The sequence below is a fragment of the Flavobacterium saliperosum genome, from assembly GCF_900100625.1.
Lineage (GTDB): Bacteria > Bacteroidota > Bacteroidia > Flavobacteriales > Flavobacteriaceae > Flavobacterium > Flavobacterium saliperosum.
In genome coordinates this window covers 164,124-190,666 of the sequence record NZ_FMTY01000002.1, presented here as the reverse complement: position 1 = coordinate 190,666, position 26,543 = coordinate 164,124, and the positions used below count along the sequence as shown (strand labels likewise).

The 26,543-nt window shown below is 38.7% G+C and carries 23 protein-coding genes; 11 read left to right on the top strand and 12 right to left on the bottom strand.

Annotated elements, in window-relative coordinates; all coding sequences use genetic code 11:
* Nucleotides 1–33: 33 nt before the first annotated feature.
* Together BLQ05_RS04300 and gyrA are read right to left on the bottom strand one after the other, a co-directional pair.
* On the bottom strand, nt 34–1,353 hold the full coding sequence (locus BLQ05_RS04300) for a tetratricopeptide repeat protein (RefSeq protein WP_023576472.1): 1,320 nt from the start codon (nt 1,351–1,353) through the stop codon (nt 34–36).
* Nucleotides 1,354–1,371: 18 nt separating this feature from the next.
* Nucleotides 1,372–3,930, bottom strand: a complete 2,559-nt coding sequence (gyrA, locus tag BLQ05_RS04295; protein ID WP_023576471.1) for a DNA gyrase subunit A — start codon at nt 3,928–3,930, stop codon at nt 1,372–1,374.
* A 264-nt stretch (nt 3,931–4,194) separates the two neighbouring features.
* Here gyrA and BLQ05_RS04290 point away from each other — a divergent pair, with 264 nt between their 5' ends.
* The 7 genes from BLQ05_RS04290 (at nt 4,195) to BLQ05_RS04260 (ending at nt 10,348) form a co-directional block, all read left to right on the top strand.
* Nucleotides 4,195–6,744, top strand: coding sequence for an ATP-dependent Clp protease ATP-binding subunit (locus tag BLQ05_RS04290; protein WP_023576470.1), 2,550 nt, complete (start codon nt 4,195–4,197; stop codon nt 6,742–6,744).
* A 76-nt stretch (nt 6,745–6,820) separates the two neighbouring features.
* Nucleotides 6,821–8,188: a 30S ribosomal protein S6--L-glutamate ligase gene (gene rimK, locus BLQ05_RS04285; protein ID WP_023576469.1), complete on the top strand. Its 1,368-nt coding sequence runs from the start codon at nt 6,821–6,823 to the stop codon at nt 8,186–8,188.
* Nucleotides 8,189–8,259: 71 nt separating this feature from the next.
* Nucleotides 8,260–8,763, top strand: coding sequence for a DUF421 domain-containing protein (locus BLQ05_RS04280; RefSeq protein WP_023576468.1), 504 nt, complete (start codon nt 8,260–8,262; stop codon nt 8,761–8,763).
* A gap of 4 nt (nt 8,764–8,767) precedes the next feature.
* Nucleotides 8,768–9,301, top strand: a complete 534-nt coding sequence (locus BLQ05_RS04275; protein WP_023576467.1) for a TMEM175 family protein — start codon at nt 8,768–8,770, stop codon at nt 9,299–9,301.
* Between the two features lie 47 nt (nt 9,302–9,348).
* A complete protein-coding gene (locus BLQ05_RS04270) occupies nt 9,349–9,777 on the top strand; it encodes an SRPBCC family protein (RefSeq protein ID WP_023576466.1) in 429 nt (142 codons plus the stop codon).
* Nucleotides 9,778–9,781: 4 nt separating this feature from the next.
* Nucleotides 9,782–9,979 carry a GldL-related protein gene (locus BLQ05_RS04265; RefSeq protein WP_023576465.1) on the top strand — a complete coding sequence of 66 codons (198 nt, stop codon included), beginning with the start codon at nt 9,782–9,784 and terminating at the stop codon, nt 9,977–9,979.
* Between the two features lie 3 nt (nt 9,980–9,982).
* Nucleotides 9,983–10,348 carry a DUF1304 domain-containing protein gene (locus tag BLQ05_RS04260; protein WP_035654515.1) on the top strand — a complete coding sequence of 122 codons (366 nt, stop codon included), beginning with the start codon at nt 9,983–9,985 and terminating at the stop codon, nt 10,346–10,348.
* Nucleotides 10,349–10,376: 28 nt separating this feature from the next.
* Here the strand turns inward: BLQ05_RS04260 and hutH are convergent, their stop codons facing one another.
* Complete coding sequence (hutH, locus tag BLQ05_RS04255) at nt 10,377–11,885, bottom strand: histidine ammonia-lyase (RefSeq protein ID WP_023576463.1); 1,509 nt, start codon at nt 11,883–11,885, stop codon at nt 10,377–10,379.
* Between the two features lie 130 nt (nt 11,886–12,015).
* Here hutH and BLQ05_RS04250 point away from each other — a divergent pair, with 130 nt between their 5' ends.
* Entirely contained in the window at nt 12,016–13,380 is a 1,365-nt protein-coding gene (locus tag BLQ05_RS04250) for a TlpA family protein disulfide reductase (RefSeq protein ID WP_023576462.1), read from the top strand.
* Nucleotides 13,381–13,576: 196 nt separating this feature from the next.
* Here BLQ05_RS04250 and BLQ05_RS04245 read toward each other — a convergent pair whose 3' ends face one another.
* On the bottom strand, nt 13,577–14,431 hold the full coding sequence (locus BLQ05_RS04245) for an NAD(P)H-hydrate dehydratase (protein ID WP_023576461.1): 855 nt from the start codon (nt 14,429–14,431) through the stop codon (nt 13,577–13,579).
* 92 nt (nt 14,432–14,523) lie between these two features.
* Between BLQ05_RS04245 and gcvT the strand changes: the two genes are divergently transcribed.
* On the top strand, nt 14,524–15,606 hold the full coding sequence (gene gcvT, locus BLQ05_RS04240; protein WP_023576460.1) for a glycine cleavage system aminomethyltransferase GcvT: 1,083 nt from the start codon (nt 14,524–14,526) through the stop codon (nt 15,604–15,606).
* A 143-nt stretch (nt 15,607–15,749) separates the two neighbouring features.
* Nucleotides 15,750–16,460 (top strand): YebC/PmpR family DNA-binding transcriptional regulator, encoded by a 711-nt coding sequence (locus BLQ05_RS04235; RefSeq protein WP_023571760.1) that lies wholly within the window; start codon nt 15,750–15,752, stop codon nt 16,458–16,460.
* A 226-nt stretch (nt 16,461–16,686) separates the two neighbouring features.
* On the opposite strand, the gene capA is transcribed toward BLQ05_RS04235, so the two are convergent.
* Both capA and BLQ05_RS04225 read right to left on the bottom strand, forming a co-directional pair.
* A complete protein-coding gene (gene capA / locus BLQ05_RS04230) occupies nt 16,687–17,727 on the bottom strand; it encodes a cysteate synthase (protein ID WP_023576459.1) in 1,041 nt (346 codons plus the stop codon).
* A gap of 82 nt (nt 17,728–17,809) precedes the next feature.
* Nucleotides 17,810–19,870, bottom strand: coding sequence for a S9 family peptidase (locus tag BLQ05_RS04225; protein ID WP_143000910.1), 2,061 nt, complete (start codon nt 19,868–19,870; stop codon nt 17,810–17,812).
* Nucleotides 19,871–20,008: 138 nt separating this feature from the next.
* Here BLQ05_RS04225 and BLQ05_RS04220 point away from each other — a divergent pair, with 138 nt between their 5' ends.
* Nucleotides 20,009–20,332: a YbaB/EbfC family nucleoid-associated protein gene (locus tag BLQ05_RS04220; protein ID WP_023576457.1), complete on the top strand. Its 324-nt coding sequence runs from the start codon at nt 20,009–20,011 to the stop codon at nt 20,330–20,332.
* 29 nt (nt 20,333–20,361) lie between these two features.
* Here BLQ05_RS04220 and phoU read toward each other — a convergent pair whose 3' ends face one another.
* The 6 genes from phoU to BLQ05_RS04190 all read right to left on the bottom strand — a co-directional run bounded on the left by phoU (nt 20,362) and on the right by BLQ05_RS04190 (nt 26,399).
* Nucleotides 20,362–21,036 carry a phosphate signaling complex protein PhoU gene (gene phoU, locus BLQ05_RS04215; protein ID WP_023576456.1) on the bottom strand — a complete coding sequence of 225 codons (675 nt, stop codon included), beginning with the start codon at nt 21,034–21,036 and terminating at the stop codon, nt 20,362–20,364.
* Nucleotides 21,037–21,085: 49 nt separating this feature from the next.
* Entirely contained in the window at nt 21,086–21,838 is a 753-nt protein-coding gene (gene pstB, locus BLQ05_RS04210) for a phosphate ABC transporter ATP-binding protein PstB (RefSeq protein ID WP_023576455.1), read from the bottom strand.
* Nucleotide 21,839: 1 nt separating this feature from the next.
* Nucleotides 21,840–22,718 (bottom strand): phosphate ABC transporter permease PstA, encoded by an 879-nt coding sequence (gene pstA, locus BLQ05_RS04205; protein ID WP_023576454.1) that lies wholly within the window; start codon nt 22,716–22,718, stop codon nt 21,840–21,842.
* A gap of 3 nt (nt 22,719–22,721) precedes the next feature.
* Nucleotides 22,722–23,888 carry a phosphate ABC transporter permease subunit PstC gene (pstC, locus tag BLQ05_RS04200; RefSeq protein WP_035654513.1) on the bottom strand — a complete coding sequence of 389 codons (1,167 nt, stop codon included), beginning with the start codon at nt 23,886–23,888 and terminating at the stop codon, nt 22,722–22,724.
* A gap of 222 nt (nt 23,889–24,110) precedes the next feature.
* Nucleotides 24,111–24,980: a phosphate ABC transporter substrate-binding protein gene (locus BLQ05_RS04195; RefSeq protein WP_023576452.1), complete on the bottom strand. Its 870-nt coding sequence runs from the start codon at nt 24,978–24,980 to the stop codon at nt 24,111–24,113.
* 177 nt (nt 24,981–25,157) lie between these two features.
* Nucleotides 25,158–26,399: a porin gene (locus tag BLQ05_RS04190; RefSeq protein ID WP_023576451.1), complete on the bottom strand. Its 1,242-nt coding sequence runs from the start codon at nt 26,397–26,399 to the stop codon at nt 25,158–25,160.
* Nucleotides 26,400–26,543: the final 144 nt, after the last annotated feature.

The following is a 26,543-nucleotide window of genomic DNA, read 5'->3' as shown; positions in this document are numbered from 1 at the left end:
AAATAAAAAGTCCCTCAATTGAGGGACTTTTTATTATTTTTTTGCTTTAAGTGCCTTGTATTTGGCATCCATTTCGAGCACCTGATAGGAATTCAGTAAAATTGATTTTACACTTTCGTTTGCAGGCTGCAATTCCAATGCTTTCTCAAAATAAGGAATTGCTCCGGTAAACATTTTCTTTCTTTTAGCTTTCAGTTCATCATAACGTTTGCTTTCTTTTGGAGTCATTCCCAAAGAATTCATTTCTTTTACAATTTTCTCATCCCCTAAAAGATAGATAGCTCCTAAATTATTATAGGCATTAAAATACTTAGGGTCAATTGAAATTACTTTTTCGTAATACTTTTTAGCTTCTTCGGTTTCACCGGTATTTGTGCTAACCACTCCTAAATTGAAATACAAATCGGCGTCATTTGGTTTTTTAGCGATAACTTCGTTAATCAGCTTTTTATAGGTTACCATATCTTTTGCCTCATAATAAAGATTCGCTTCCGCTAAAATCAAATCAGTATCATCAGGATTAAGAGCTTTCGCATCTGTGATGGCCTTTTTTGCTTCTTCCACTCTCCCTTTATTCAATAAAATAGAAGCGTAGTTTTTGAAAATTTCACCTCTTTTGGAAGGTATTTTTTCATCACGCGGTTTTTCGTGCGTACCTATTTTAATAGCCGCTTTTCTGTCGGAATCAGTTGCAAACGGTTCTTCCTGACCGTTCACTTTGTTTACGGCAAGATAACTGGTTCCTTCACCTGTATAGTTTATGTTTTTTAACTCTTCATAATACTTCAAAGCCCCATCATAATCTTCAGCCTGAAGTGCTAAAACAGAGGCATTGTATAAATTAGAAGCGTCACTTTTATCGAATTGATAAATCGCTTCAAATACCTGACCTGATTCCTTAAACTTAGATGCCTGATTCAAACCGTAAGCATATTGCAGCATCATTGGTTTAAAACTCGCAATGGTTTCCTGGATATCAGTAGTGTAAATTGGCTTACCTGATTTTTTTTCAAAATCCAAAACATCATTTAACCCTTTTCCAAGCATTTTGATATTAGCCGGTGAAAGATTTTTTGCCAATGCCTGAACATCATTGGGATTTTTAGTCATGGCGTTGTTCAGTTCCAAAATTGGCAACATTGATTTATAGAAATTTACATAAACCAAATCCTGCTCAGCTAAGCCGGAAATTGCTGCTGCTTTGTTTACCGTTAACTTATACTCGGACATGTCATCTGCCGATAACTGATCTTTTGCGTACAGTTTTTTTAACGTTTTTAGCTCGTCTTTCTGCGCGAAAGAGGCTACTGAAAGCATCAGTGAAGATGCCAATAAAACATATTTAATTTTCATTTTATAGTTCAGTTTTAATTATTCCTGTGTTTCGTTGTCCTCTGAAGAAATTTCCGGATTATCGATTTCAGCATTGAAATCTTCACCGTTTTCGCTGTCTTCTTCCTCTTCATCTTCACGCATTACTTTGGCAACTGCTGCAATGGCATCGTTTCCTTTGATGTTGATCAGACGAACTCCTTGTGTGGCACGTCCCATTACGCGTAAATCGGAAATTTTCAAACGAATCGTTAAACCGGATTTGTTGATAATCATCAAATCGTCTTCATCCGTAACGTTGTTAATGGATATTAACGATCCCGTTTTCTCTGTCAGATTCAATGTTTTAACCCCTTTTCCTCCACGGTTGGTAATACGGTATACATCTTCACCGTCATCATCTACCAATTTGGTACGTTTCCCGTAACCGTTTTCGGTAACCACTAAAATCTGAGAATCATTCACATGATCTCTGTCTATAGATACCATACCGATTACTTCGTCACTATCATCCGCTAAGGTAATTCCGCGTACTCCCGAAGCCGTTCTTCCCATCGGACGGGTTTTTTCTTCCTCGAAACGTACCAACTTACCGGATTTCACTGCAATCAGTACCTGACTGTTCCCTGTAGTTAATTTCGCTTCTAACAATACGTCGTCCTCTTTAATGGTAATAGCCGCCACTCCGTTCACACGTGGTCTTGAGTATTGCTCCAAGGATGTTTTCTTCACCTGACCTTGTTTGGTCACCATGATAACGTAATGGCTGTTGATGTATTCCTGATCTTTTAAGTCCTGCGTACAGATGAATGCTTTTACTTTATCGTCGTTTTCGATGTTGATAAGGTTCTGAATCGCACGTCCTTTGCTGGTTTTGCTTCCTTCCGGAATTTCATACACACGCATCCAGAAACATTTTCCTTTTTGTGTGAAGAACAACATATACTGATGGTTTGTTGCCACATACATGTGCTCCAGGAAATCCTGATCTCTCGTTCCGGCTGATTTTTGTCCGACTCCGCCTCTGTTTTGTGTTTTGTATTCGGAAAGCGGCGTACGTTTGATATAACCCGCATGAGAAATGGTAATTACCACTTGTTCATCGGCAATCAAATCTTCGATACTTACATCACCACCGGAATATTCAATTTTAGAACGACGCTCATCGCCGTATTTATCTCTGATTTCCGCCAATTCGTCTTTAATTACCTGCATTCTCATTTCCTTGCTGGCAAGTAATTCTTTCAAATACGTAATCAATTTCATGATTTCATCGTATTCCGCTCTTAACTTATCCTGTTCCAGACCGGTTAACTGACGTAAACGCATCTCAACAATCGCACGTGCCTGAATTTCTGACAAATTGAAACGTTCAATCAATTTGGTTCTCGCCTCATCGCCGTCTTTTGAAGAACGGATCAATTGGATTACTTCGTCGATATTATCAGAAGCAATAATCAAACCTTCTAAAATGTGGGCTCTTTCTTCCGCTTTACGCAAATCAAACTGTGCACGACGTGTTACCACTTCATGACGGTGCTCTACGAAATAATGGATTAAGTCTTTCAGATTCAGCATTTGCGGACGCCCATTTACCAATGCGATATTGTTCACACTGAAAGACGACTGCAATTGCGTATACTTAAATAAGGTATTCATTACCACATTCGGCACCGCTTCCCGTTTCAGAACGTAAACGATACGCATACCGTTTCTGTCCGATTCGTCACGGATAGTGGAAATACCTTCAATTTTTTTATCGTTAACCAACTCGGCAGTTTTCTTGATCATTTCTGCCTTGTTTACCTGATACGGAATCTCGGTCACGATGATGGATTCACGTCCGTCCACTTCTTCAAAATTCGCTTTCGCACGCATTACGATACGCCCACGACCGGTTTTGAATGCTTCACGAACGCCTTCATAACCATAAATCACACCTCCCGTTGGGAAATCCGGTGCTTTAATATGGTGCATTAATTCGTCAATCTCGATATCGTTATTATCAATGTACGCTAACGTACCGTCGATAACTTCTGTTAAATTATGCGGCGCCATGTTAGTCGCCATACCAACGGCAATACCCGATGCACCGTTAATTAAAAGGTTCGGGATTTTTGTCGGCATTACTTTCGGCTCTTCTAAGGTGTCGTCAAAGTTCAATTGGAAATCAACTGTTTCTTTATCGATATCTGCCAGAATTTCTTCCGAAAGCTTCTTCATTCTTGCTTCAGTATAACGCATTGCTGCCGGACTGTCACCGTCAACCGAACCGAAGTTACCCTGTCCGTCTACCAAAAGGTAACGCAAACTCCATTCCTGTGCCATACGAACCATGGCATCATATACTGAACTATCTCCGTGCGGGTGGTACTTACCAAGGACCTCCCCTACAATTCTCGCTGATTTTTTATGCGCTCTATTGGATAATACTCCTAACTCATACATCCCAAACAAAACTCTTCGGTGTACCGGTTTCAAACCATCTCTAACATCAGGAAGCGCTCTGGATACAATTACCGACATCGAATAATCGATATAGGCTGATTTCATTTCGTCCTCAATGTTAATAGGAATTAACTTTTCTCCTTCAGACATAAGTATTTATATTAAAAAATTATAGATATTTCAAAACGTGCCAATATACACAATTTTGAGGTAACGAAGCGGTAATTTATTCACAATTTTAGGGATTTTATTAACATTGAAAAAGTTTTAAAAAGTTGAAAAAACCTGACCTTTTGTCTTTCATTTCTCATTTTTTATTCGTCTATTAGCAATACAAGTAAAATGATTTTATCAGGTATGATTTTTGCACAGGCTTTATAGAATTAGTAAATTTACAATATAAAGATTTTTGTAATGGATGATAATTTTTCACCAAGGGTTAAAGACGTGATTACCTACAGTAAAGAAGAAGCTTTACGACTGGGGCATGACTTTATTGGCACAGAACATTTAATGCTGGGGATTTTAAGAGACGGTAACGGAACCGCAATCAATATATTAAACAATCTTTCGGTGGATTTGGAACATTTACGCCGAAAAATAGAAATCGTTAGTCCCCCAAATCCTAATGCCGACAGAAGTAACGACAAGAAAAACCTACATTTAACGCGTCAGGCAGAACGTGCGTTGCGTACCACTTTTCTTGAAGCTAAAGTTTTTCAGAGTACTTCTATCAGTACCGCGCATCTATTGTTGTGTATTCTCCGCAACGAGAACGACCCGACAACCAAGCTTTTAAACAAATTAAAAATTGACTACGAACTTGTTAAAGAACAATTTATAGCTATGACATCAAACGAAGAAGATTACATCGATAACTTACCGAAAAACGAGTCATTCAACGACGATTCCGGACAAGATGACAGTATGCGCGATGCAGGATTTAACAATCCGGGCGCCGCAGGTAAAGCCAATAAAAAATCGAAAACACCGGTTTTGGATAATTTTGGTCGTGATTTAACAGAGTTGGCCGAAGAAGGAAAATTAGATCCTGTTGTGGGACGTGAAAAAGAAATTGAGCGTGTTTCACAGATTTTAAGCCGAAGAAAGAAAAACAATCCGCTGCTGATTGGTGAACCGGGTGTGGGTAAATCGGCCATTGCCGAAGGTTTGGCCTTGCGTATCATTCAAAAGAAAGTATCCCGTATTTTATTCAACAAACGTGTAGTTACGTTGGATTTGGCAAGTTTAGTAGCCGGAACAAAATACCGTGGCCAGTTCGAAGAAAGAATGAAAGCCGTGATGAACGAATTGGAAAAAAACGACGACATCATTCTTTTCATTGACGAGATCCACACCATTGTGGGTGCAGGAGGCGCAACAGGCTCTCTTGATGCTTCCAATATGTTTAAACCGGCTTTAGCAAGAGGTGAAATCCAATGTATTGGCGCCACTACTCTTGACGAATACCGTCAGTACATCGAGAAAGACGGTGCTTTGGAAAGACGTTTTCAGAAAGTAATTGTGGAGCCGACTTCCGTCGAAGAAACCATTACAATTCTGAACAACATCAAAAATAAATACGAAGACCACCATAACGTAATTTACACTCCGGAAGCTATTGAGGCTTGTGTGAAACTTACAAATCGTTATATGTCGGAACGCTTCTTACCGGACAAAGCCATTGACGCTTTAGACGAAGCGGGTTCGCGTGTACACATCACCAATATCGATGTTCCGAAACAAATTCTGGAACTGGAAAAACAATTGGAGGAAGTGCGCGAACTGAAAAACTCAGTCGTTAAAAAACAGAAATACGAAGAAGCAGCCAAACTTCGTGATGACGAAAAACGTATTGAAAAAGACTTAGCCATCGCCCAGGAACAATGGGAAGAAGACGCTAAAAACAATCGTATCGTAGTAACCGAAGACAATGTTGCCGATGTGGTTTCCATGATGACCGGAATTCCTGTAAATCGTATCGCCCAAACGGAAAGCAACAAATTGGCGCATTTGCCGGAGCTTATAAAAGGCAAGGTTATCGGTCAGGACGAAGCGGTGATGAAAATTGCCAAATCCATCCAAAGAAACCGTGCAGGATTGAAAGATCCAAACAAGCCAATCGGTTCGTTTATTTTCTTAGGTCAGACCGGTGTGGGTAAGACACAATTGGCAAAAGTTATCGCGAAAGAATTATTCGATTCGGAAGATGCGCTGGTTCGTATCGACATGAGTGAATACATGGAAAAATTTGCGATTTCAAGATTGGTGGGAGCGCCTCCGGGATACGTTGGCTACGAAGAAGGCGGACAATTAACTGAAAAAGTAAGAAGAAAACCGTATTGTGTGGTATTGTTGGATGAGATTGAAAAAGCGCATCCGGATGTATTCAACATGATGCTTCAGGTATTGGATGACGGCCATTTAACCGACAGTTTAGGACGTAAAATCGATTTCCGAAACACGATTATCATTATGACATCCAATGTGGGTGCACGTCAGTTGAAAGATTTCGGAACCGGAGTTGGTTTCGGAACCGCTTCAAAAACGGCTCAGGCTGATGATGTTTCCAAAGGAATTATCGAAAACGCACTGAAAAAAGCTTTCGCACCGGAATTCTTAAACCGAATTGACGATGTAATAGTCTTCAACGCACTGGAAAAATCAGACATCGATAAAATTATCGACATCGAAATGGATAAGGTATATGCCCGTGTTGCCGATTTAGGATACAAACTTCAATTATCCGAAAAAGCAAAAGACTATATCGCCGAAAAAGGTTTTGACAAACAGTTTGGTGCAAGACCGCTAAAAAGAGCGATTCAGAAATACGTCGAAGACGAATTGGCAGAGGAGATTATCACCTCCAAAATTCATGAAGGCGACGAAATTTTCATGGATCTGAACGAAGAGAAACAAGAGCTCTTCGTAACCATCAAAAAAGCTGAAAAACCTACTAATTAGTAGGTTTTTCCTTTTTTACACAAATTTGTTTTGCATTCCAAAAAAAGTAGTACTTTAGTTTACTAAATCTTTTATAATGCTGGACAAAGTAATCGTAGGGAGCGAAGAATGGTGCTCCTTCCCTGCTCTGGGAATTCCAACAATTAAAGCTCGTGTTGATTCGGGAGCAAAAACATCCGCCTTACACGCTACAAACATTACTCCGTTTGAAAAAGACGGTGAAAATTGGGTACGTTTCGACATCAACCCTATTCAGAACAACTTAAAAGCCGTCATTCATTGCGAGGCACTTTTGGTTGATAAACGTGTGGTAAAAAGTTCCAGCGGTTACCGTGAACAACGTTATGTAATCAAAACCACTTTAGAAATCGGTGGAACGCTTTGGGAAATCGAAGTAACGCTGACCAATCGTGACTCCATGGGATTCCGAATGTTGTTAGGTCGCGAAGCCATGTCAGGACGTATCTTAGTCGATCCGGAACAAAAATACCTATTGGGCCAACCCACCAGCGAAAAATTAAAAGAATACTATTATAGCGAATTACCTTCTACAAAAGGATTGCGCATTGGTTTATTAGCCAGTAATCCGGAATTGTACAGTAACAAACGAATCATCGAGGCGGGTGAAATGCGCGGACACGAAATGCATTTCCTGAACCTGAAATACTGCTACATGAAACTCGATGCCGATACACCGGAAATCCATTATCGTGGCGGTCGTGTTTTAAATGATTTTGACGCGGTTATTCCGAGAATTCGTCCGAGTATGACCTACTATGGTTGTGCCTTGACCCGTCAGTTTGAAGCGCTGAAAGTGTTTGCCCTGAACAACTCGGCAGCCATTAGTCAGTCAAGGGATAAATTATTCTCCCTGCAATTGCTTTTGAACAACGGCGTGGATATTCCTACTACCGGATTTGCCAATTCACCCTTGGACACCAACGATTTGATTAAAATGGTTGGCGGTTCTCCCCTCATCGTAAAATTATTGGAAGGCACACAAGGGAAAGGTGTTGTTTTGGCCGAAACCAAAAAAGCAGCCGAATCCGTTATCAATGCTTTCAAGAGTTTAAATGCCAACATCTTGGTTCAGGAATTCATTAAAGAGGCAAACGGAAAAGATTTACGTTTGTTTGTAGTCGACGGAAAAGTAGTTGCCGCCATGCAGCGGGAAGCCTTACCGGGTGAATTTCGGGCCAACATTCATTTGGGAGGTACCGCATCGGTGGTGAAAGTCACTCCGGAAGAAAAACGTATCGCAATTAAAGCGGCAAAAGCCATGAATTTAAAAGTAGCCGGTGTGGACATCATACGTTCTTCAAAAGGACCTTTGTTACTGGAAGTGAATTCCTCTCCGGGACTGGAAGGTATTGAAGGCGCTACTCACAAAGATATTGCAGGCGAAATGATTAAGGCCATTGAGAAAAACTTTAAATGGAAATAACGCAGTTAGCAGTTATCAGTTAGTAAAATTAAATTTTAATCGAGCATAAAATCTTTAATTCAAAAAAATAATTGCATCCCTATCTCGACATAGTCATCCGAAGCGTTGCCGTATATTTATTTATGGTTATCGCTCTGCGTGTGTTTGGGAAAAAGGAATTGTCACAACTCAATACAGCGGATGTCATTCTGATTTTATTGATAAGTAATTCGGTTCAAAATGCCATGGTAGGAAACAACACTAGTCTTTGGGGCGGATTGGCAGCTGCTCTGGTACTGTTTCTCATTAGCTATATCTTAAAAAGACTGATGTATCGTTTTAAAAAACTGAGTGATTTTGTACAGGACAAACCCGAAATTTTAATTCATAACGGAAAAACCGAGTATAAAACGCTGGCAAAACTAGGCATCACATCAGACGAAATGGAAGAAGCGATGCGGGAACACGGTGTGGAACATTATAAAGAGGTAAAGTTGGCCATGCTTGAAATTGACGGCAACATCAGTATTATTTCGGGAGAAACCGAATTGAAACAATCTCATCATAAAAGAAGAATTCATAAAACCTTAAGTTAACTTTATGAACAAAACCCGACTGGAAGCCTTTAGCGACGGTGTGTTAGCAATTATCATCACCATCATGGTTCTGGAACTTAAAGTACCTGAAGGAATGGATTTTGACGCATTAAAACCATTATTCCCGAAATTTTTCAGTTATATCCTTAGTTTTATTTATGTCGGCATCTATTGGAACAACCATCATCACATGATGCATACCGTAAAACAGGTCACGGGCGGTATTCTTTGGGCTAACCTACATCTTTTGTTTTGGCTTTCGTTGATTCCCTTCGTAACAGCATGGATTGGTGAAAATAATTTTGCTTCATTTCCAATGACCATGTACGGTGTCATTCTTTTGATGTCGGCCATCGCCTATTTTATTTTACAATCGCAAATTCTTAAAAAACACGGACCCAACTCGGTATTATCAAAAGCTATCGGAAGTGATCTTAAAGGTAAAATTTCACCGATTTTATACATTATTGGGATTATTTGTGCTAACTTTAATCCTCTTATTTCAGGTTTGATGTACATCGCAGTAGCCTTAATGTAGCTGATTCCTGACAAACGTATTGAGAAAATTATTGATTCCGAATAGTTATGAACACCATCTATCATGATTTTTGGATTAATATCCCAAAACAAAAGGTTTTTGAAACGGTTGCCACGCCAAACGGATTAAACAATTGGTGGACGTTACGCTGTAGCGGAAAACCGGGCTTGAATGAAAAATACAACCTCAATTTTACCGACGAATACGATTGGTATGCTGTGATTTCAAAGTTCAAAGAAAATGAAGAAATTGAATTCACCATGACCGAGGGGATGGAAGAATGGTTACCAACACGTTTCGGATTTATTTTGTCGGAAGAAGAACCTAATGTAACCACTGTTCAATTCTACCACACGAACTGGAAGGAAATCAGCAAAGAATTTCGGGTAGCCAGTTTTTGTTGGGCTGATTTATTAAGACAGTTAAAGCAATATTTAGAAAAAGGTATTATAACTCCATTTGAAAAAAGAAACTAAAAAAATGACAAACAAACACATTTTAATCGCATTTGTTTTGGGCTGTATTATAACAATTGTTGGCGCCTTATTCAAAATAATGCATTGGCCCGGAGCTTCCCTTTTATTGATATTAGGAATGCTGAGCGAAGCTTCAGCCGGAGTAATGCTTATCGTTAAGATTTATAAAAATCAAAATCCAAACGGGTTTTTAAATAAATAAAACATGACCATACTATCAAAAATACTCATCGGCTTTGTAGTCTTCATTCACCTCTATATCGTATGGTTAGAGATGTTTGTCTGGACTACTCGAGCTAAAAAAGTGTTTCGAAGCGTTCCTGCAGACATGTTTGAAAAAACAAAACAAATGGCCGGAAATCAAGGTTTGTATAACGGTTTTTTGGCAGCCGGTTTACTTTGGTCGTTTTTAATTCAGGATACCTATTGGAGTATCAACGTGGCCGCTTTTTTCCTTTGCTGCGTAGCTATTGCAGGAATTTACGGTGCGGTTACGGTTCAAAAAACCATTTTTTATGTGCAATCCGTTCCGGCGCTTATGGCGTTAGCGAGTTTCTACTTCATGAAATAAAAAAAGCCTCTTGAATGAGGCTTTTTTGTTATTCCAACACTTCAGTGTCAAGTTGTAAACTATTCAGGAAAGCGATTGATTTTTCAATATCATAATGCAGGATTCTGTCTTCTTCCACCAAAGGAACTTCTTCTCTGAAAGACTTAATAAACGTCTCCAGAAACTCACTTGATTTTAAAGGTCTTCTGAATTCGATGGCCTGAGAAGCATTCATCAACTCGATGGCTAAAATACGTTCCAGGTTTTCCATAATTTTCAGGCATTTCGTCGCAGCATTAGCCCCCATACTCACGTGATCTTCCTGTCCGTTTGAAGAAACAATACTGTCGATACTGGCCGGCGTTGCCAATTGTTTGTTCTGACTTACAATACTAGCCGCCGTGTATTGCGGAATCATGAATCCGGAATTCAATCCCGGGTTGCTTACTAAAAATGCCGGCAACTCTCTTAATCCAGAAATTAACTGATAGGTTCTTCTTTCGGAAATACTACCTAATTCTGCTAAAGCTATTCCTAAAAAGTCCAAAGCTAAAGCTAGAGGTTGCCCGTGGAAATTCCCTCCGGATATGATTAAATCTTCACCCACAAAAATATTCGGGTTGTCGGTTACCGAGTTGATTTCGGTTTTAAATACTTTCTTCACATAATCAATGGTGTCTTTAGAAGCGCCATGCACCTGAGGAATACAACGGAACGAATACGGATCCTGAACGTGTTGCTTCGGCTGAGCAATAATCTCACTATCTTCCAGTAATTCATTAAAACGTCTTGCCGTATTAATTTGTCCTTTGTGCGGACGAACCATATGAATTAATTCGTTAAAAGGCTCAATTCGGCCATCAAAACCTTCCAGAGAAATCGCTCCGATTACATCAGCCAAATAGGAAAATTTCATTGCTTTTAAAAGAATGTAACTTCCGTAAGAACTCATAAATTGCGTTCCGTTTAACAATGCCAAACCTTCTTTTGACTGCAATTCAATCGGGTTCCAACCCATTTTCTCCAATACTTTTTTAGCTGGCTGACGGAAACCATCAACATATACTTCTCCTTCACCGATTAACGGCAATGACAAATGTGCCAAAGGAGCTAAGTCACCGGAAGCGCCAAGTGAACCTTGCGTATAAACAACCGGTAAAATATCGTTATTGTAAAAATCAATTAAACGCTCTACAGTTTGCAACTGCACACCGGAATGTCCGTAACTCAACGATTTGATTTTCAGCAACAACATGATCTTCACAATCTCCTGCGGCACTTCCTCTCCGGTACCACACGCGTGCGATTTCACCAAATTCTCCTGAAGTTTGGTAAGATTCTCGTTTGATATCTTGATATTACACAGCGACCCGAAACCTGTATTGATTCCGTAAATAGGGTCACCGTGCGATTGCATTTTGTTATCTAAATAAGTACGGCACTTTTCAATATTGATACGTGCTTCTTCGGATAATTCTAGAGTTTTATGTTGGGAAATGATTTCTTCAAGTAATTCTAAAGAAAAAACATCAGAACTTATATAATGTACTGTATCCATTTTCGTGGTTAAATTAAGACCTCAAAATTCAACAAAATGCACTTAAAATGCAAGATTTATTATTAGTATTTCATTAAGACATACTTTAGAGTACAATTCTTATATTTGGGCAACTAAAAAACCATTAAACATGAAAAACACACTTTACCTTTTGTTGGTTGTATTTTTTGCTTCATTTACAACGCCAAAAGAAACCATTACCCTTTCCGGAAAAATTCTGAATACAGAAGACGGAAAATTGAAAATTAAAGGGGAATCGTTCGAAAAAGAAATCACACTTAAAGCGGACGGTTCGTTTTCCGAAACATTTCAGATTGATTATTCCGGCACCTACAATTTTGCCACAAGAAGTAATCGTTCCTCCATTTATTTAGCAAAAGGAACCAAACTGGTTATAAATGTTGACGACAAGAATTTCGCAACTACTTTAAAATTTACCGGAAAAGGAAGTGCTGAAAATCAGTATTTCATGGACAAAACGGATACCGCCAACAAATTGATTGGGAATCCGCAAGTCTTTTATGCTTTGGATGAAACCGCTTTTTTGGCAAAAATCAAAGAAGTGAAAACAGCCCTGACCGATTTGCTAAACAAGTCTAAAATTACCGATGCGACTTTCAAGAAAAACGAATTGAAAAGTATTGGTTATTTCGAGCAACTACAACTATTGAATTACCCTGAATATCATGCGCATTACGGAAAAATTGAAGGTTTCAAACCATCGGCAACATTCCCGCAATTTGATGCTAAAATCGATTTAGATAACGAACAGGACTTTTTATTTTCTTCGCCCTACAAACAAATCGTTGCCACAAAATTCAATAAAAACATCTTTGCACAATTAGGTGAAAATGAGGAATACACATACAAATTGGCCTTGCCCGAAATTAAAAAAGTAAAAAGTGCTTTCATCAAAAATGCTCATATACAAAATTTAGCGTATGAAGTGGGTGCCGGAAATCCGGAAGCTGCACTGCTTTACAATGAATTATTGGCCCTTTCTTCGGATGCGAAATTCAAAGAAGAATTGACCGCCAAATACACTAAAATCAAAACATTAACTATAGGAAATCCATCTCCGAAATTTGATTACGAAAACTTCAAAGGCGGAAAAACTTCTCTGGAAAGTCTAAAAGGAAAATACGTTTATATCGATGTTTGGGCTACTTGGTGCGGACCTTGTCGTCGTGAAATTCCGAGCTTACAGAAAGTGGAAGAACAATACCACGGTAAAAACATTGAATTCGTAAGTCTTTCCATTGATGCGAAAAAAGATTACGAAAAATGGAGAAAATTTGTGGAAGAGAAAAAATTAGGTGGTATTCAGTTATTCGCGGATAACGACTGGAATTCGAAATTTGTTCAGGAATATGCCATTGAAGGTATTCCGAGATTTATTTTGGTGGACCCGAACGGAAATATCGTTTCTGCTGACGCTCCTCGCCCATCCGATCCTAAATTGGTAGCTAAATTTGAAGAATTAGGAATCAAGTAATCACATCCTAAAAACATATTTTAATTTTTAACCGCAAAGTCCGCAAAGAAAAATCGCTAACGTTCGCAAAGAAAATCCAAAAAATCTTTACGACCATTGCGAAAACTTAGCTCTCTTTGCGGTTATTTTTTTCTCTTAACTTAAGGAAATCAATAAAATCTTTGCGCCCATTGCGAAAACTTAGCGCTCTTTGCGGTTATTTTTTCTTCTCCAAACTCAAAAAAGCTCTCCCAAGATACGCAATGATATCCGAAGCAATAAACGCATGATGTCCCATTTCCGGAACTGCAAGATCGGCGGTCAATCCGTGAAGATAAACACCCAACACTGCCGCATCCAAAGGAGTGTAACCCTGTGCGAGTAATCCCGTAATGATTCCGGTTAAAACATCCCCGCTTCCGGCGGTTGCCAGGGCTTGGTTTCCTGTTGTGTTTTCAAAAACCGAATCCGCATAAACAACAAATGTCGGCGCATCTTTTACCACTACAATCACATCAAATGCCTTCGAAAACGATTGCACTTTTTCCATCCTATCCGAATCGGAATGCCAATTGCCAATCAGTCGCTCCAATTCCTTCAGATGCGGTGTTAAAATGGCTTTTTTGGGCAACATTTCCAGCCATTCCTTATTTTCCGCAAGAATGTTCAACCCATCCGCATCAATAACCATGGGAAGCACATTCATCTTAAAAAAATGGTACATGGCCTGATGCGTATCCGGATTTTGACCGATTCCCATCCCGATTCCGATGGCCTGCAATTTCAGTTTATGGTTCACTGTTGTGATGTGATCGGCATAATCATCCGTTATCACCATGACTTCGGGAACGACGTTTTGCACCACCTCATAACCGCATTTCGGAACATACACCGTCACCAAACCTGCTCCCGATTTCAAACAGGCTTTCGCCGAAAGGCAAACGGAACCGATTTTCCCATAACTTCCTCCTACAATCAAAGCATGCCCCTGAATTCCTTTATGAGCGTCATCCGGAATTGGTTTAAATCGCTTCAGTACTTCAAATCTGTCAGATAAAATATAATTTTCCATACCTTAAATTTACGAAATATGTCTGATGTATGGCTTTGTCACTCCGTAAAAAATCAATACATTAGCGTCCTAAAATAAACAATCAACATACAATGAAAAATACAGCATTAACGCACGTTCACGAAAGTTTAGGAGCTAAAATGGTTCCGTTTGCAGGTTATAATATGCCTGTTCAGTATGAAGGAGTTAACCTTGAGCACGAAACGGTTCGTAATGGCGTGGGTGTTTTTGATGTTTCACACATGGGGGAATTCTTTCTGAAAGGTGAAAATGCATTGGCTTTGATTCAGAAAGTAACATCAAATGATGCTTCGAAATTAGTAGACGGAAAAGCACAATATTCCTGTTTACCCAATAACGAAGGTGGCATTGTAGACGATTTAATCGTGTATAAAATTGCTGACAACCACTACATGTTGGTGGTTAACGCTTCGAATATTGAGAAAGACTGGAATTGGATTTCTTCACACAACGATTTGGGTGTAGAGATGCAAAACCTTTCCGACAGCTACTCTTTATTGGCTATCCAAGGACCTAAAGCTGCAGAAGCAATGCAATCACTAACTTCCATCGATTTGACTAACATGCCGTACTATTCTTTCCAAATCGGAGAATTTGCCGGTTTAAAAGACGTAACGGTTTCAGCTACGGGTTATACCGGTTCAGGTGGTTTCGAAATTTACTTTAAAAACGAAGATGCCGAAACAATCTGGAACAAAGTTTTCGAAGCCGGTGCAGCCTTCGGAATCAAACCAATCGGATTGGCGGCTCGTGATACCTTACGTTTGGAAATGGGCTTCTGTTTGTACGGAAACGACATTAACGACACCACTTCTCCATTGGAAGCAGGTTTGGGATGGATTACGAAATTCGATAAAGAATTCACCAATTCCGAAAACCTGAAAAAACAAAAAGAAGCGGGTGTTTCCAAAAAATTAGTAGGTTTTGAAATGGTGGAAAGAGGAATTCCACGTCACGATTACGAAATTGCTGATGCTAACGGAAATAGTATAGGTGTGGTTACTTCCGGAACACAATCTCCATCATTGGGAATTGCTATCGGAATGGGCTATGTTCCAACCGAATTATCCACTCCGGATTCCGAAATTTATATCCGAATCAGAAACAAAGACATTAAAGCAAAAGTGGTTAAAATGCCGTTTTATAAAAAATAACACAAGTTACCGAGTTGCTAAGTGACTAAGTCGCTGAGTTTTTTTTAAAATTCAAGTTAAAGAATTATTTTTGCAGCCTCACAGTTGCACACTCAGTTACTCAGAAACTCAGTTACTTTATACATAATAAACTCCGAATAGAAATGGGAAGAGCGTTTGAATTCAGAAAAGCACGTAAAATGAAACGTTGGTCGGCAATGGCTAAAACGTTTACTCGAATAGGAAAAGACATTGTAATGGCCGTTAAGGAAGGTGGTCCGAATCCGGAAACCAACTCCCGATTAAGAGCCGTTATCCAAAATGCGAAGTCGGCCAACATGCCAAAAGACAATGTGGAACGTGCGATTAAAAAAGCATCGGATAAAGATACTGCCAACTTTAAAGAAGTATTGTTTGAAGGTTATGCCCCACACGGAATCGCGATTCTGATTGAAACGGCAACCGACAACAATAACAGAACCGTTGCCAACATCAGAAGTTATTTCAACAAATGCAACGGAACCATGGGAACACAAGGTTCGGTAGAATTCATGTTTGACCATACCTGTAATTTCCGAATTCCGGCTGAAGGTCAGGATGTGGAAGAGTTAGAATTGGAAATGATCGATTTTGGTGTGGAAGAAATTTTCGCTGACGAAGATGGTATACTAATGTATGCTCCTTTTGAAAGTTTTGGAGCCATCCAGAAAGAACTGGAGAACAGAAACATTGAAATCTTATCGTCAGGATTCGAGCGTATTCCGCAAATCACCAAAGAACTGACTCCGGAGCAAGTGGCTGACGTGGAGAAATTGTTAGAGAAAATTGAAGAGGATGATGACGTGATGAATGTATATCATACCATGCAGGAATAATTAGACAACTTAGACTTTTTTAGAATATTAGACTTCTTAGAATGTTAGATTTCTTAGAATGTTAGACTTCTTAGATAAATAAAAACTCCGTCTTATACGACGGAGTTTTTTTATATCCATAACCTTAAAATATGAAACCTATGTAAAATAAAAAACTCCACTTTTCAGCGGAGTATCTTTATTTCTATCAATCTAAGATGTCTAAAAATCTAACATTCTAAGAAGTCTATTTTATAAATTCAATCTTCTGAGCTTCTTCGGCATTTACGCTGTCAAAGAAACCTTGTTCGTTCATCCATTCGTCACTGAATACTTTGCTCATATAACGCGAACCGTGGTCAGGAAAAATAACAACGACATTACTGTTCTCGTCAAATTCACCGTCTTCGGCAAACTGTTTTATGGCCTGCATGGCAGCTCCGGAAGTATATCCTACAAACAAACCTTCTTTTTTGGCAATTTCACGGGCCGTATGTGCACTTTCTTCGTCGGTTACTTTGGTGAATTTATCAATCGCATCAAAATCGGTTGCAGTTGGGATTAAATTTTTACCTAAACCTTCAATTCGGTATGGATAAATTTCATCGTTGTCAAATTCTCTGGTTTCATGATATTTTTTCAATACCGACCCAAAAGCATCAACACCTAAAACCCTAATATTCGCATTCTGTTCTTTTAAGAAACGAGCCGTTCCGGAAATAGTCCCTCCAGTTCCGCTACAAGCGATAAAATGGGTGATTTTTCCATTGGTTTGTTCCCAAATTTCGGGACCTGTTGATTTATAATGTGCGTCAACGTTTAAGTCATTAAAGTATTGGTTAATATAAACCGATCCCTTAGTTTCTTCGTGCAAACGCTTTGCGACATTGTAATACGAACGTGGATCGTCTGCAGAAACATGAGCAGGGCAAACATAAACCTTTGCTCCCATCGCCCGAAGCATATCAATTTTATCTTTTGATGACTTGGAGCTCACTGCCAAAACACAATCATACCCTTTAATAATACTTACCATCGCGATACTGAAACCGGTATTCCCGGAAGTAGTTTCAATAATGGTGTCACCAGGTTTCAAAATACCGCGTTTTTCGGCTTCTTCAATGATGTATAATGCAATTCTGTCTTTAGTGGAATGTCCGGGATTAAAGGCTTCTACTTTAGCGTAAAAGTTCCCTTTTAATCCTTCTGTAATCGTATTGAGCTTAATAAGAGGTGTATTTCCTATTAATTCCAATACGTTATTATAGGCTTTTATTTCTTCTTTCATAAAAAATAAATTTCTGCGAGATGTGAATATAATCCTTATTTGAAAAAGTCACAACCTTGCAAATGTATAAAAAATTCTTTATCTACTTTTTAATTCCTTCTAAATCTAACAAAAAAGTATACTCTTTTGTCACTTCTTTAATGGCTTCGAACCTGCCGGATGCTCCTCCGTGTCCCGTGTCCATATTCGTATCTAAAAATAACTGACTGTCTCCCAGCTTCATAACTCGCAATTTAGCTACCCATTTTGCCGGTTCCCAATACTGAACCTGTGAATCATGCAGACCGGTTGTAACCAACATATTTGGGTATTTCTGTTGCTTTACATTGTCATAAGGTGAATAAGACAACATGTAATCGTAGTATTTTTTATCGTTTGGATTCCCCCATTCGTCATATTCTCCTGTTGTAAGCGGAATCGAATCGTCCAACATGGTCGTAACCACATCCACAAACGGAACCTGAGCAATCACACCGTTATATAACTCGGGTGCCATATTAATGATAGCTCCCATCAATAATCCTCCCGCAGAACCGCCTTCTGCATACAAATGCTTCGCGGAGGTATATTTCTGCTCGATTACATATTTCGAACAATCGATAAAATCGGTAAACGTATTTTTCTTTTTCAGTAATTTCCCGTTTTCATACCATTCGCGCCCTAAATCTTCACCTCCGCGGATATGCGCAATGGCGTAAATGAAGCCTCTGTCCAACAAACTCAATCGAATCGATGAGAAATAAGGATCCATGGAAGCTCCGTAAGAACCGTAAGCATACAACAAGAATGGATTTTTACCGTCTCTCTTGATTCTTTTTCGGTACACCATGGAAATCGGTACTTTTGTTCCGTCTTCTGCGGTTGCCCAAATACGTTCTTCCGTATAATTGTTCTTATCAAATTTTCCACCTAAAACTTCCTGCTCTTTTTTGATGGTTTTTTCTTTGGTACGCATGTTAAAATCAATCACCGAAGAAGGCGTGGCTAACGATTGGTAACTGTAACGCAGCACTTCGGTATCAAAATCAACATTCGTAGTCGTATAAGCCGTGTACGTTTCAATATCAAACGGCAAATAATACTCGCCTTTTCCGCTCCATGGCATGATTCGGATTTTATTCAAACCGTTATTGCGCTCCTCAACTACCAAATAATCTTTGAAAATCTCAATCCCTTCCAGCAAAGTCTCTTTTCGGTTCGGAATCAAATCTACCCAATTCTCTTTTGCAGTAGCCGTTTCCAGTGTTTTCATCAGTTTGAAATTGGTCGCTTTGTCTTTGTTGGTCACCACGTAAAAACTGTCTCCGAAATGCGAAATCGAATATTCCAATCCGCGTGTTCTTTTCTGAAACAATTCGAATTTACCATCAGGATTGTCTGATTTTAAAATCTGATACTCCGAAGTTAACGTACTGGAAGAACCGATTACAAGGTATTTTTTTGATTTTTCTTTGTAAATGAATGTCGAAAACGTATCGTCTTTTTCATGAAAAACCACCTGATCTTCTTTTCCATCCGAACCTAATTTATGCTTGTAAATTTTATCGGAACGCAAGGTTACCAAGTCTTTACGGGTGTAAAACAAGGTTTCGTTATCCGCTGCCCAGGTAGAGCCACCGGTAGTTTTCTCCAACTTTACCGGAAGAATTTCACCGGTTTCCAGATTTTTTATCTGAATGGTATATTCTCTTCGGGAAACCGTATCGACTCCAAAAGCACACCATTTATTGTCTTCGCTGACATTCAGTCCGCTCAATTGGAAATAGGAATGTCCTTTTGCCATTTCGTTGCAGTCGAACATAATTTCTTCTTTCGCGTCGAGACTTCCTTTTTTACGGGAGTGAATCGGGTAATCTTTCCCTTTTTCAAAACGGGTAATGTAATAATAGCCGTTGTACAAATAAGGTACAGAGCTGTCGTCTTCTTTGATTCGTGACTTCATTTCTTCAAACAAATCCGCCTGGAATTGCTTGGTATGCGCCGTCATGGCATTGTAGTAGTCGTTTTCTTTGTTGAGATAATCAATTACCTCGGGGTTTTCCCTTTCATTTAACCAATAGTAATTATCGGTGCGGACATTGCCGTGTTTTTCAAGTTGTTTTGGCTTTACGGCTGCCAAAGGAGCCTTTATTTTTTCTACCATTTTTGGTTTATTGTATTGAGCAATTGCGGATGTAAAAGTAAGACAAACGCAACTCAAAAGAAATTGATTTTTCATTTTTGGATATATCTACCTGCAATTTAATAATTTTGCCTTTGAATAACCATTAAATTTATTAACATGTTTGGAGATATCATGGGCATGATGGGTAAACTGAAAGAAACCCAGCAAAAAATAGAGGAGACAAAAAAACGTTTGGACACTGTTTTAATCGACGAACAAAGCAACGACGGGCTTTTGAAAGTAACTCTGACCGCTAACCGCAAAGTTAAATCCATTACAATTGACGACAGTTTACTGGAAGACAAAGAACAACTGGAAGATTACCTGGTTTTAGTTATGAACAAAGCGATTGAAAAAGCGACTAATGTAAACGAGGCCGAATTGGGCGCGGTAGCCAAAGACGGCATGCCAAACATTCCGGGATTGGATATGTTTAAATAAAAAGGTGGTTTTAAACCACCTTTTTATTCTTATTTCTTTTTATTCGATTTTGATTTGTGTTTCAACACTTTTGCCTCGATATAGAAAATCGTTTCTTCGGCCATATTTTTGGCATGATCCCCTACACGCTCCAATTTTCTGATTATCGACAAAAGATATAAAGCCTGCTCAATATTATCCGGATTTTCCCTGCAGTAATTTGCTATAACTCCGTTTGCTTTTTTATTGATTTTATCGAGCGTTTCGTCTTGTTTGAAAACCTTACGGGCCAATTTGGTGTCTTCTCTTTCGAAGGCCTCCAGAACATTTGACATCATGTAAACGGAAGTTTCAAACATCTCATTGATATTCGTAATTTCCAACAATGATTTATCAAAGTCATTCGCAATTTCCTTAACGAATTTCGCAATTCCTTCCGCTATATCCCCGGTGCGTTCCAGATTGGAATTGATTTTTAAAACAGCCAGAACAAATCGCAAATCCATAGCGACCGGATTAAAAAGTGCAAAAACATTTTCGCAGTTACGGTCCAATTTCAATTCATAGGAATTCACTCTTTTCTCATTGGCAATTACTTCCCTTGCCAAGTCTTTGTCCATTGAAATTAATGACTCGTGCACTTTTTCCAGTTGCAGGTTTACCAGAAGCCATAATTCAATTAATTCCTCTTTTAAATCTTGTATTTCGTTATCTAATTGTGTCATGTGTTCTACTTTTAATACTTATAAACAGAAAATGATGTGGTCTTTAATATTAACCGAAACGGCCTGTAATATAATTTTGCGTTCTTTCTTTTCTTGGATTTGTAAACAGATTCTTTGTTTTATCGTATTCCACCAGCTCGCCCATATAGAAAAAAGCCGTGTTATCACTTACACGTCCGGCCTGCTGCATATTATGTGTAACGATTACGATGGTATAATTATTTTTCAAATCATAAATAAGTTCTTCCACTTTAGCGGTAGAAATTGGATCTAGTGCCGAAGTTGGCTCATCCATCAGCAACACCGAAGGCTGAATGGCAAGCGCACGGGCAATACACAAGCGTTGTTGCTGACCACCCGACAATTCAAATGCCGATTTGTTCAGTTTGTCTTTCACCTCATCCCAAAGCGCTACCTGCTCGATTGATTTAATCACGCGTTCTTCAATCACTTTCTTATCCGTTATTCCGTTCACTTTCAAGCCATAAGCTACATTCTCATAAATGGATTTCGGGAACGGATTCGGTTTTTGGAAAACCATCCCCACGTTCTTTCTCAAATCATCTACATTCGTGTTTTTGGCATAAATATTATGTCCGTCGATATAAATTTCACCGTTAAGATGCGTTTTATCGATTAAGTCATTCATTCGGTTAAGCAAACGCAAATAGGTCGATTTCCCGCATCCGGACGGCCCAATCAAAGCCGTAACCGTATTCTCTTTCATCGATAACGAAATATCGTGTAAAGCTTGAGTCTCGCCGTAGTAAAAATTTACGTTTTTAGATTCTATTTTATGCATGCTAATTCATTTTTACTTTTTTTCCGAAATATTTACGAAGGGCATTCGCCAGTAAATTGGAAATTAATACAATTATAATTAAAATAAGAGCCGTTCCGTATGCCATCGCTCTTGAGGCCTCAATATTGGTTCCGCTGGTTGAAATCACATACAAATGATACGGAAGCGCCATCGCCTGATCGAAAATAGACGTTGGTAATTTAGGCAAGAAATAAGCCGCCACCGTAAACAAAATGGGCGCTGTTTCGCCTGAAACCCTCCCGATGGAAAGAATTAAACCGGTTATGATGTTTGGAAAAGCTATCGGGAAAACCACTTTACTTGTCGTTTGCCATTTGCTGGCACCCAATCCTAAACTGGCTTGTCTGAAAGTATCGTCAACCGCTTTCAGGGATTCTTCTGTAGTACGTATCACTACCGGTAAAACAAGCAATCCTAATGTTAAAGACCCCGCTAAAAGGGAATCACCAAATTCTAATTTATTTACGAATAACGCCATCCCGAATAAACCGAAAACAATGGAAGGTACTCCGGCAAGATTATTCGTCATCTGTTTGATAATCCGTTTAGGCCATCCGTCTTTTACATATTCATTCATATATATCGCAGCCAAAACTCCGACAGGAAAAGCAAAAAGCATGCTTCCGAAAACCAAACAAAGTGTTCCCACTATGGCCGGGTAAATTCCGCCTTGCGTCATTCCTTCTTTAGGCATCTCGGAAATAAATTCCCAACTGATAACACCAATTCCTTTAACTACGATAAAAGCCAATATAATAAATAAAAGAGCGACAATGGAATAACTGATAAGCTGAAACAATCCGAAAGCGATGTTTTGATTCCTTCTTTTTCTCTTTGCCAGGCGATTTTCTTTCTTCATAATTTAATGTTTTTTATGTGAGTTTCTATTGGTAACCAATTCAACCAACATATTGATACAAAAAGTAATCAGGAATAAAATACAGCCCAATGCAAATAATGCTTTATAATGCATTCCTCCACTAGCCGCTTCGCCTAACTCTGCCGCAATTGTTGCAGGAATGGTACGAACCGGTGCCAAAAGTGTATTCGGAATTACCGCAGCATTTCCGGTAACCATCAACACGGCCATCGTTTCACCGATAGCGCGCCCAATTCCAAGAATCGCTCCGGCAGTAATTCCGGAAGCTGAATACGGGACAACCACTTTATAAATGGTTTGCCACTGACTCGCGCCCAAAGCCAAACTGGCCTCTTTCATAGCACGCGGTGTATTGCTCATGGCATCTTCTGAAATCGTAATAATGGTAGGCAGGGCCATGATAGCCAAAACAATACTTCCTGCTAAACCGGTTTCTCCCACCGGTAAATTAAAAACATCCTGAACCAATGGCACAATAACCACCAAGCCGAAAAATCCGTAAACAACTGACGGAATACCCGCTAACAATTCGATTAAAGGCTTGAGTATATTTCGGGTACGTTTTCTGGCGATTTCACTTAAGTAAATTGCAGCGGCCAAACCAATAGGCAAAGCGATTAATATGGCTCCGAAACTCACCCATAAAGTTCCTAAGATCAAAGGCTTCACTCCCATTTGAGCAACTGGTTGTGCCGTTGGAAACCATTCTTCTCCGGAAAGAAATTTATAAACAGTGATTTTATTGACGTCCAGTTCTTTTCCGTGAAAGTCTTTGGATTTGTATTTATCGGAAAAAAAAGCGATGACCCCGGGAGTCCTGGTTATGTACTCATCAATCTTTGCCGGAAAATGTTCAAAATTTTCACCTAATTCTTCTTCCGAATAAAACTCGGTTATATCTTCGGTACGGAACAGAACTATGGGTTCATTTTTACCTCCTAATGCCGACCAATTCGTGATTTTTTTATCAAAAATATCTTTTATCTGGGTAGGTTCCAGTTTTTGTATTGTGTTGGACGGATGTACAGCCAATAAAAAGCCTTCTTCAATTGGTTTCTTGGAAAAAACCCCAATACCTTCAACAAAGAGAAAAAACACTATCAAAATAACCGTGATACTCGTAGAAGCACTACTTAGCATCAGAATCATTTCTATTATTTTTTCCTTTATTTGTTTAAAATTTGTTTTCAAATCTATGGTTTTATTTTCACCGCAAAAGTACGGGAGAGCGATTTTCAGGATGTATTTTCTACATTAACCTTATGTTAAGTTAGTGTTAAGTAAAGACTTATAAATTTACTGATTTCTTTCCATAAAAAAAGACAACCTGTATCAGATTGTCTTTTTTTTCAGTATAATAATAACCTTTTCTTAATTTAATGGTATGTATCCGATTTCCGAAACAACTTTCTGACCTTCCGGTGATAATGCATAATCAACAACCGCTTTTACTTTTGCAGCATTTGCTTTATCGTACATATAAAATAAAGGTCTTGCAATTGGATATGTTTTATCTTTAGCCGATGCAATGGAAGGGGTAACAAATGTTTTACCCTGATCATAAGAAACTGAAATCGGTTTTACTTCTTTAGTTTCGTATGCCAATCCAACATAACCGATAGCACCTTTAGTCTGACCAACTGCTTGTACAATAGCACCTGTAGCAGGCATACTTAAGATATCAGTTGCATAATTCTTTTTATCCAACACTTCTTCTTTAAAGAACTCATACGTACCGGAAGAGGATTCTCTAGAGTAAGCAACAATTTTCTCATCGGCTCCGCCAACTTCTTTCCAGTTTTTTATTTCTCCTGTGTATATTTTCTCAATTTGCTCACGGGTTAACTGACCTACTTTATTAGCCGGGTTAACAATTACAGCTAAGGCGTCAAAAGCAATGGTAACTATCTCAATTTCTTTTTTTGCTTCAGAAAATTTTAATTTTTCTTCTGTTTTCAAATCTCTGGAAGCCATTGCAATATCTGTAGTTCCTTCTAAAAGCGCCGTCATACCAACACCGGTACCACCACCAACTACAGTTACACTAACCTCTTTATTCGTTTTCATCATTTCTTCTGATTCTTTTTGCGCCAAAGGCAAAACAGTATCACTACCTTTTATGGTTACTGTAGTTGTTGCTGAAGTAGTTTCTGCAGTAGTCGCTCCTTCTTCGTTTTTTCCTTTACCACAACTTAACATTCCAATTAAAGGCAACATTAAGAATAATGCTTTTTTAGTCATTTTATGTTTTGTTTAAATTTTAATACAAAAGTAGTTTGCTAATATTATCTTATCGTTAAGTGAATATTACTGTATTATTATATTGCACTTGTAAATATATTGCTGTAACAGTCTGGTAACAAAAAAGGTGCAAAATCAAAACAATGATTTTGCACCTTTTTAGCTAACAAATTCGGTTTAGAAATTAAACTGAGCCTGTAATCGCAATAAACTCCCGCTTTGAGAATTAACCGGTAACTTGGCATCTTCGTATCTTCTGCTGGAAATTGTATAATCTGCAGTAAGTTCGAAATTTTTAATCGGTTGCCATTCAACACCAATCTCAACATCGTTTACCTTATATTCTCTTGCATCCGTTTCATGTTTTTTACCCCCTTCATACCATTGGTATTTCACAAAAGGAAATAACACATGGTTCTTGATTTTCGTGTTAAACATAATCTGAGCATAAGCACCCTGAAGCTGTTTTTGTTCAATCGTATTGGTTTCCGGATTATATTGAGGTCCTGTACCGATATTCGCTTCAGCCTGAATACCGAAAGGTTTCGGATACCATACAAAACTTGCGGCGGCTCTTTGATCTAAAAATTCAGGAGAACTGTTTTCTAAAGTAACTCCAGACGTTAGTGACGTTAACACATATTTTCCGGTGTAACCCTGAATACTGGTTTCAAAAACCTGACCATTTGACAACTGAAAAGGATAGGTAAATCGGGCTACAAAATGTTGGTTATTATTAGCTTCTGGTTTGTTTGCCGTTTGACCGTTATAAATCCCCAAACCTAACAATCCGTAATCTCCCGATCCTTTCAACCCACTATCAACCAATTCCTTAAACAATTCTCTTTTTTCTTTGGTTGCCCAATAAAAAAACACCCCCAAATCACGTTCATTGGCTACCGCACTGTTTAAAGCATCATTACGATCTAACGTTAATCTGTTTTGAGACGACTGCATATTTTCAAAGCCAAAAGGAACCTTACTCTGACCAACTCTGAATCGGAATTCCTTGTCTTTATCCAAGGACAAATCAAAGTAAGCATCTCTTATATTAAAGTAGTGTTTGTTTGTGGAGGAAGCATCCGTAGCAAAATCCGGTTGAATATAAATATAAACCCTATCATGAACATTTCCGGAAAAAACAAGACGTCCTCGTCTGATTGCGAAACTGTTATCCCCGCCCCATGATTTATCACATTGTTCGCAACCCAAATCCGAATTAGTTTCTAAAAGCTTATTGTATCGGATTTGCGCATAACCTCTAAGTGAAATTTTATCATACCATTTTTTTTCAGGACTGGTAACTTCCTTTTTTTCCTCCTTTATAGGAGTTTCTTCCACTTTGGTTTCTGTTACCTGAGCACTTACAATGTGTAGTGATGCAAATAAAAGAATTGTGGAAAATCCAATTTTCTTCATGACAAATTTAGTTGTGTGTTAATTTTGCGCAAAACTAATGCTGATTTAATGTTACTACGTTAAGTTAATGTTATCATTACGAAAACTTAATGTCATTATTAATTCATTGCAATTTAAGCCATAAACAGTACTTTTGCACCTAAT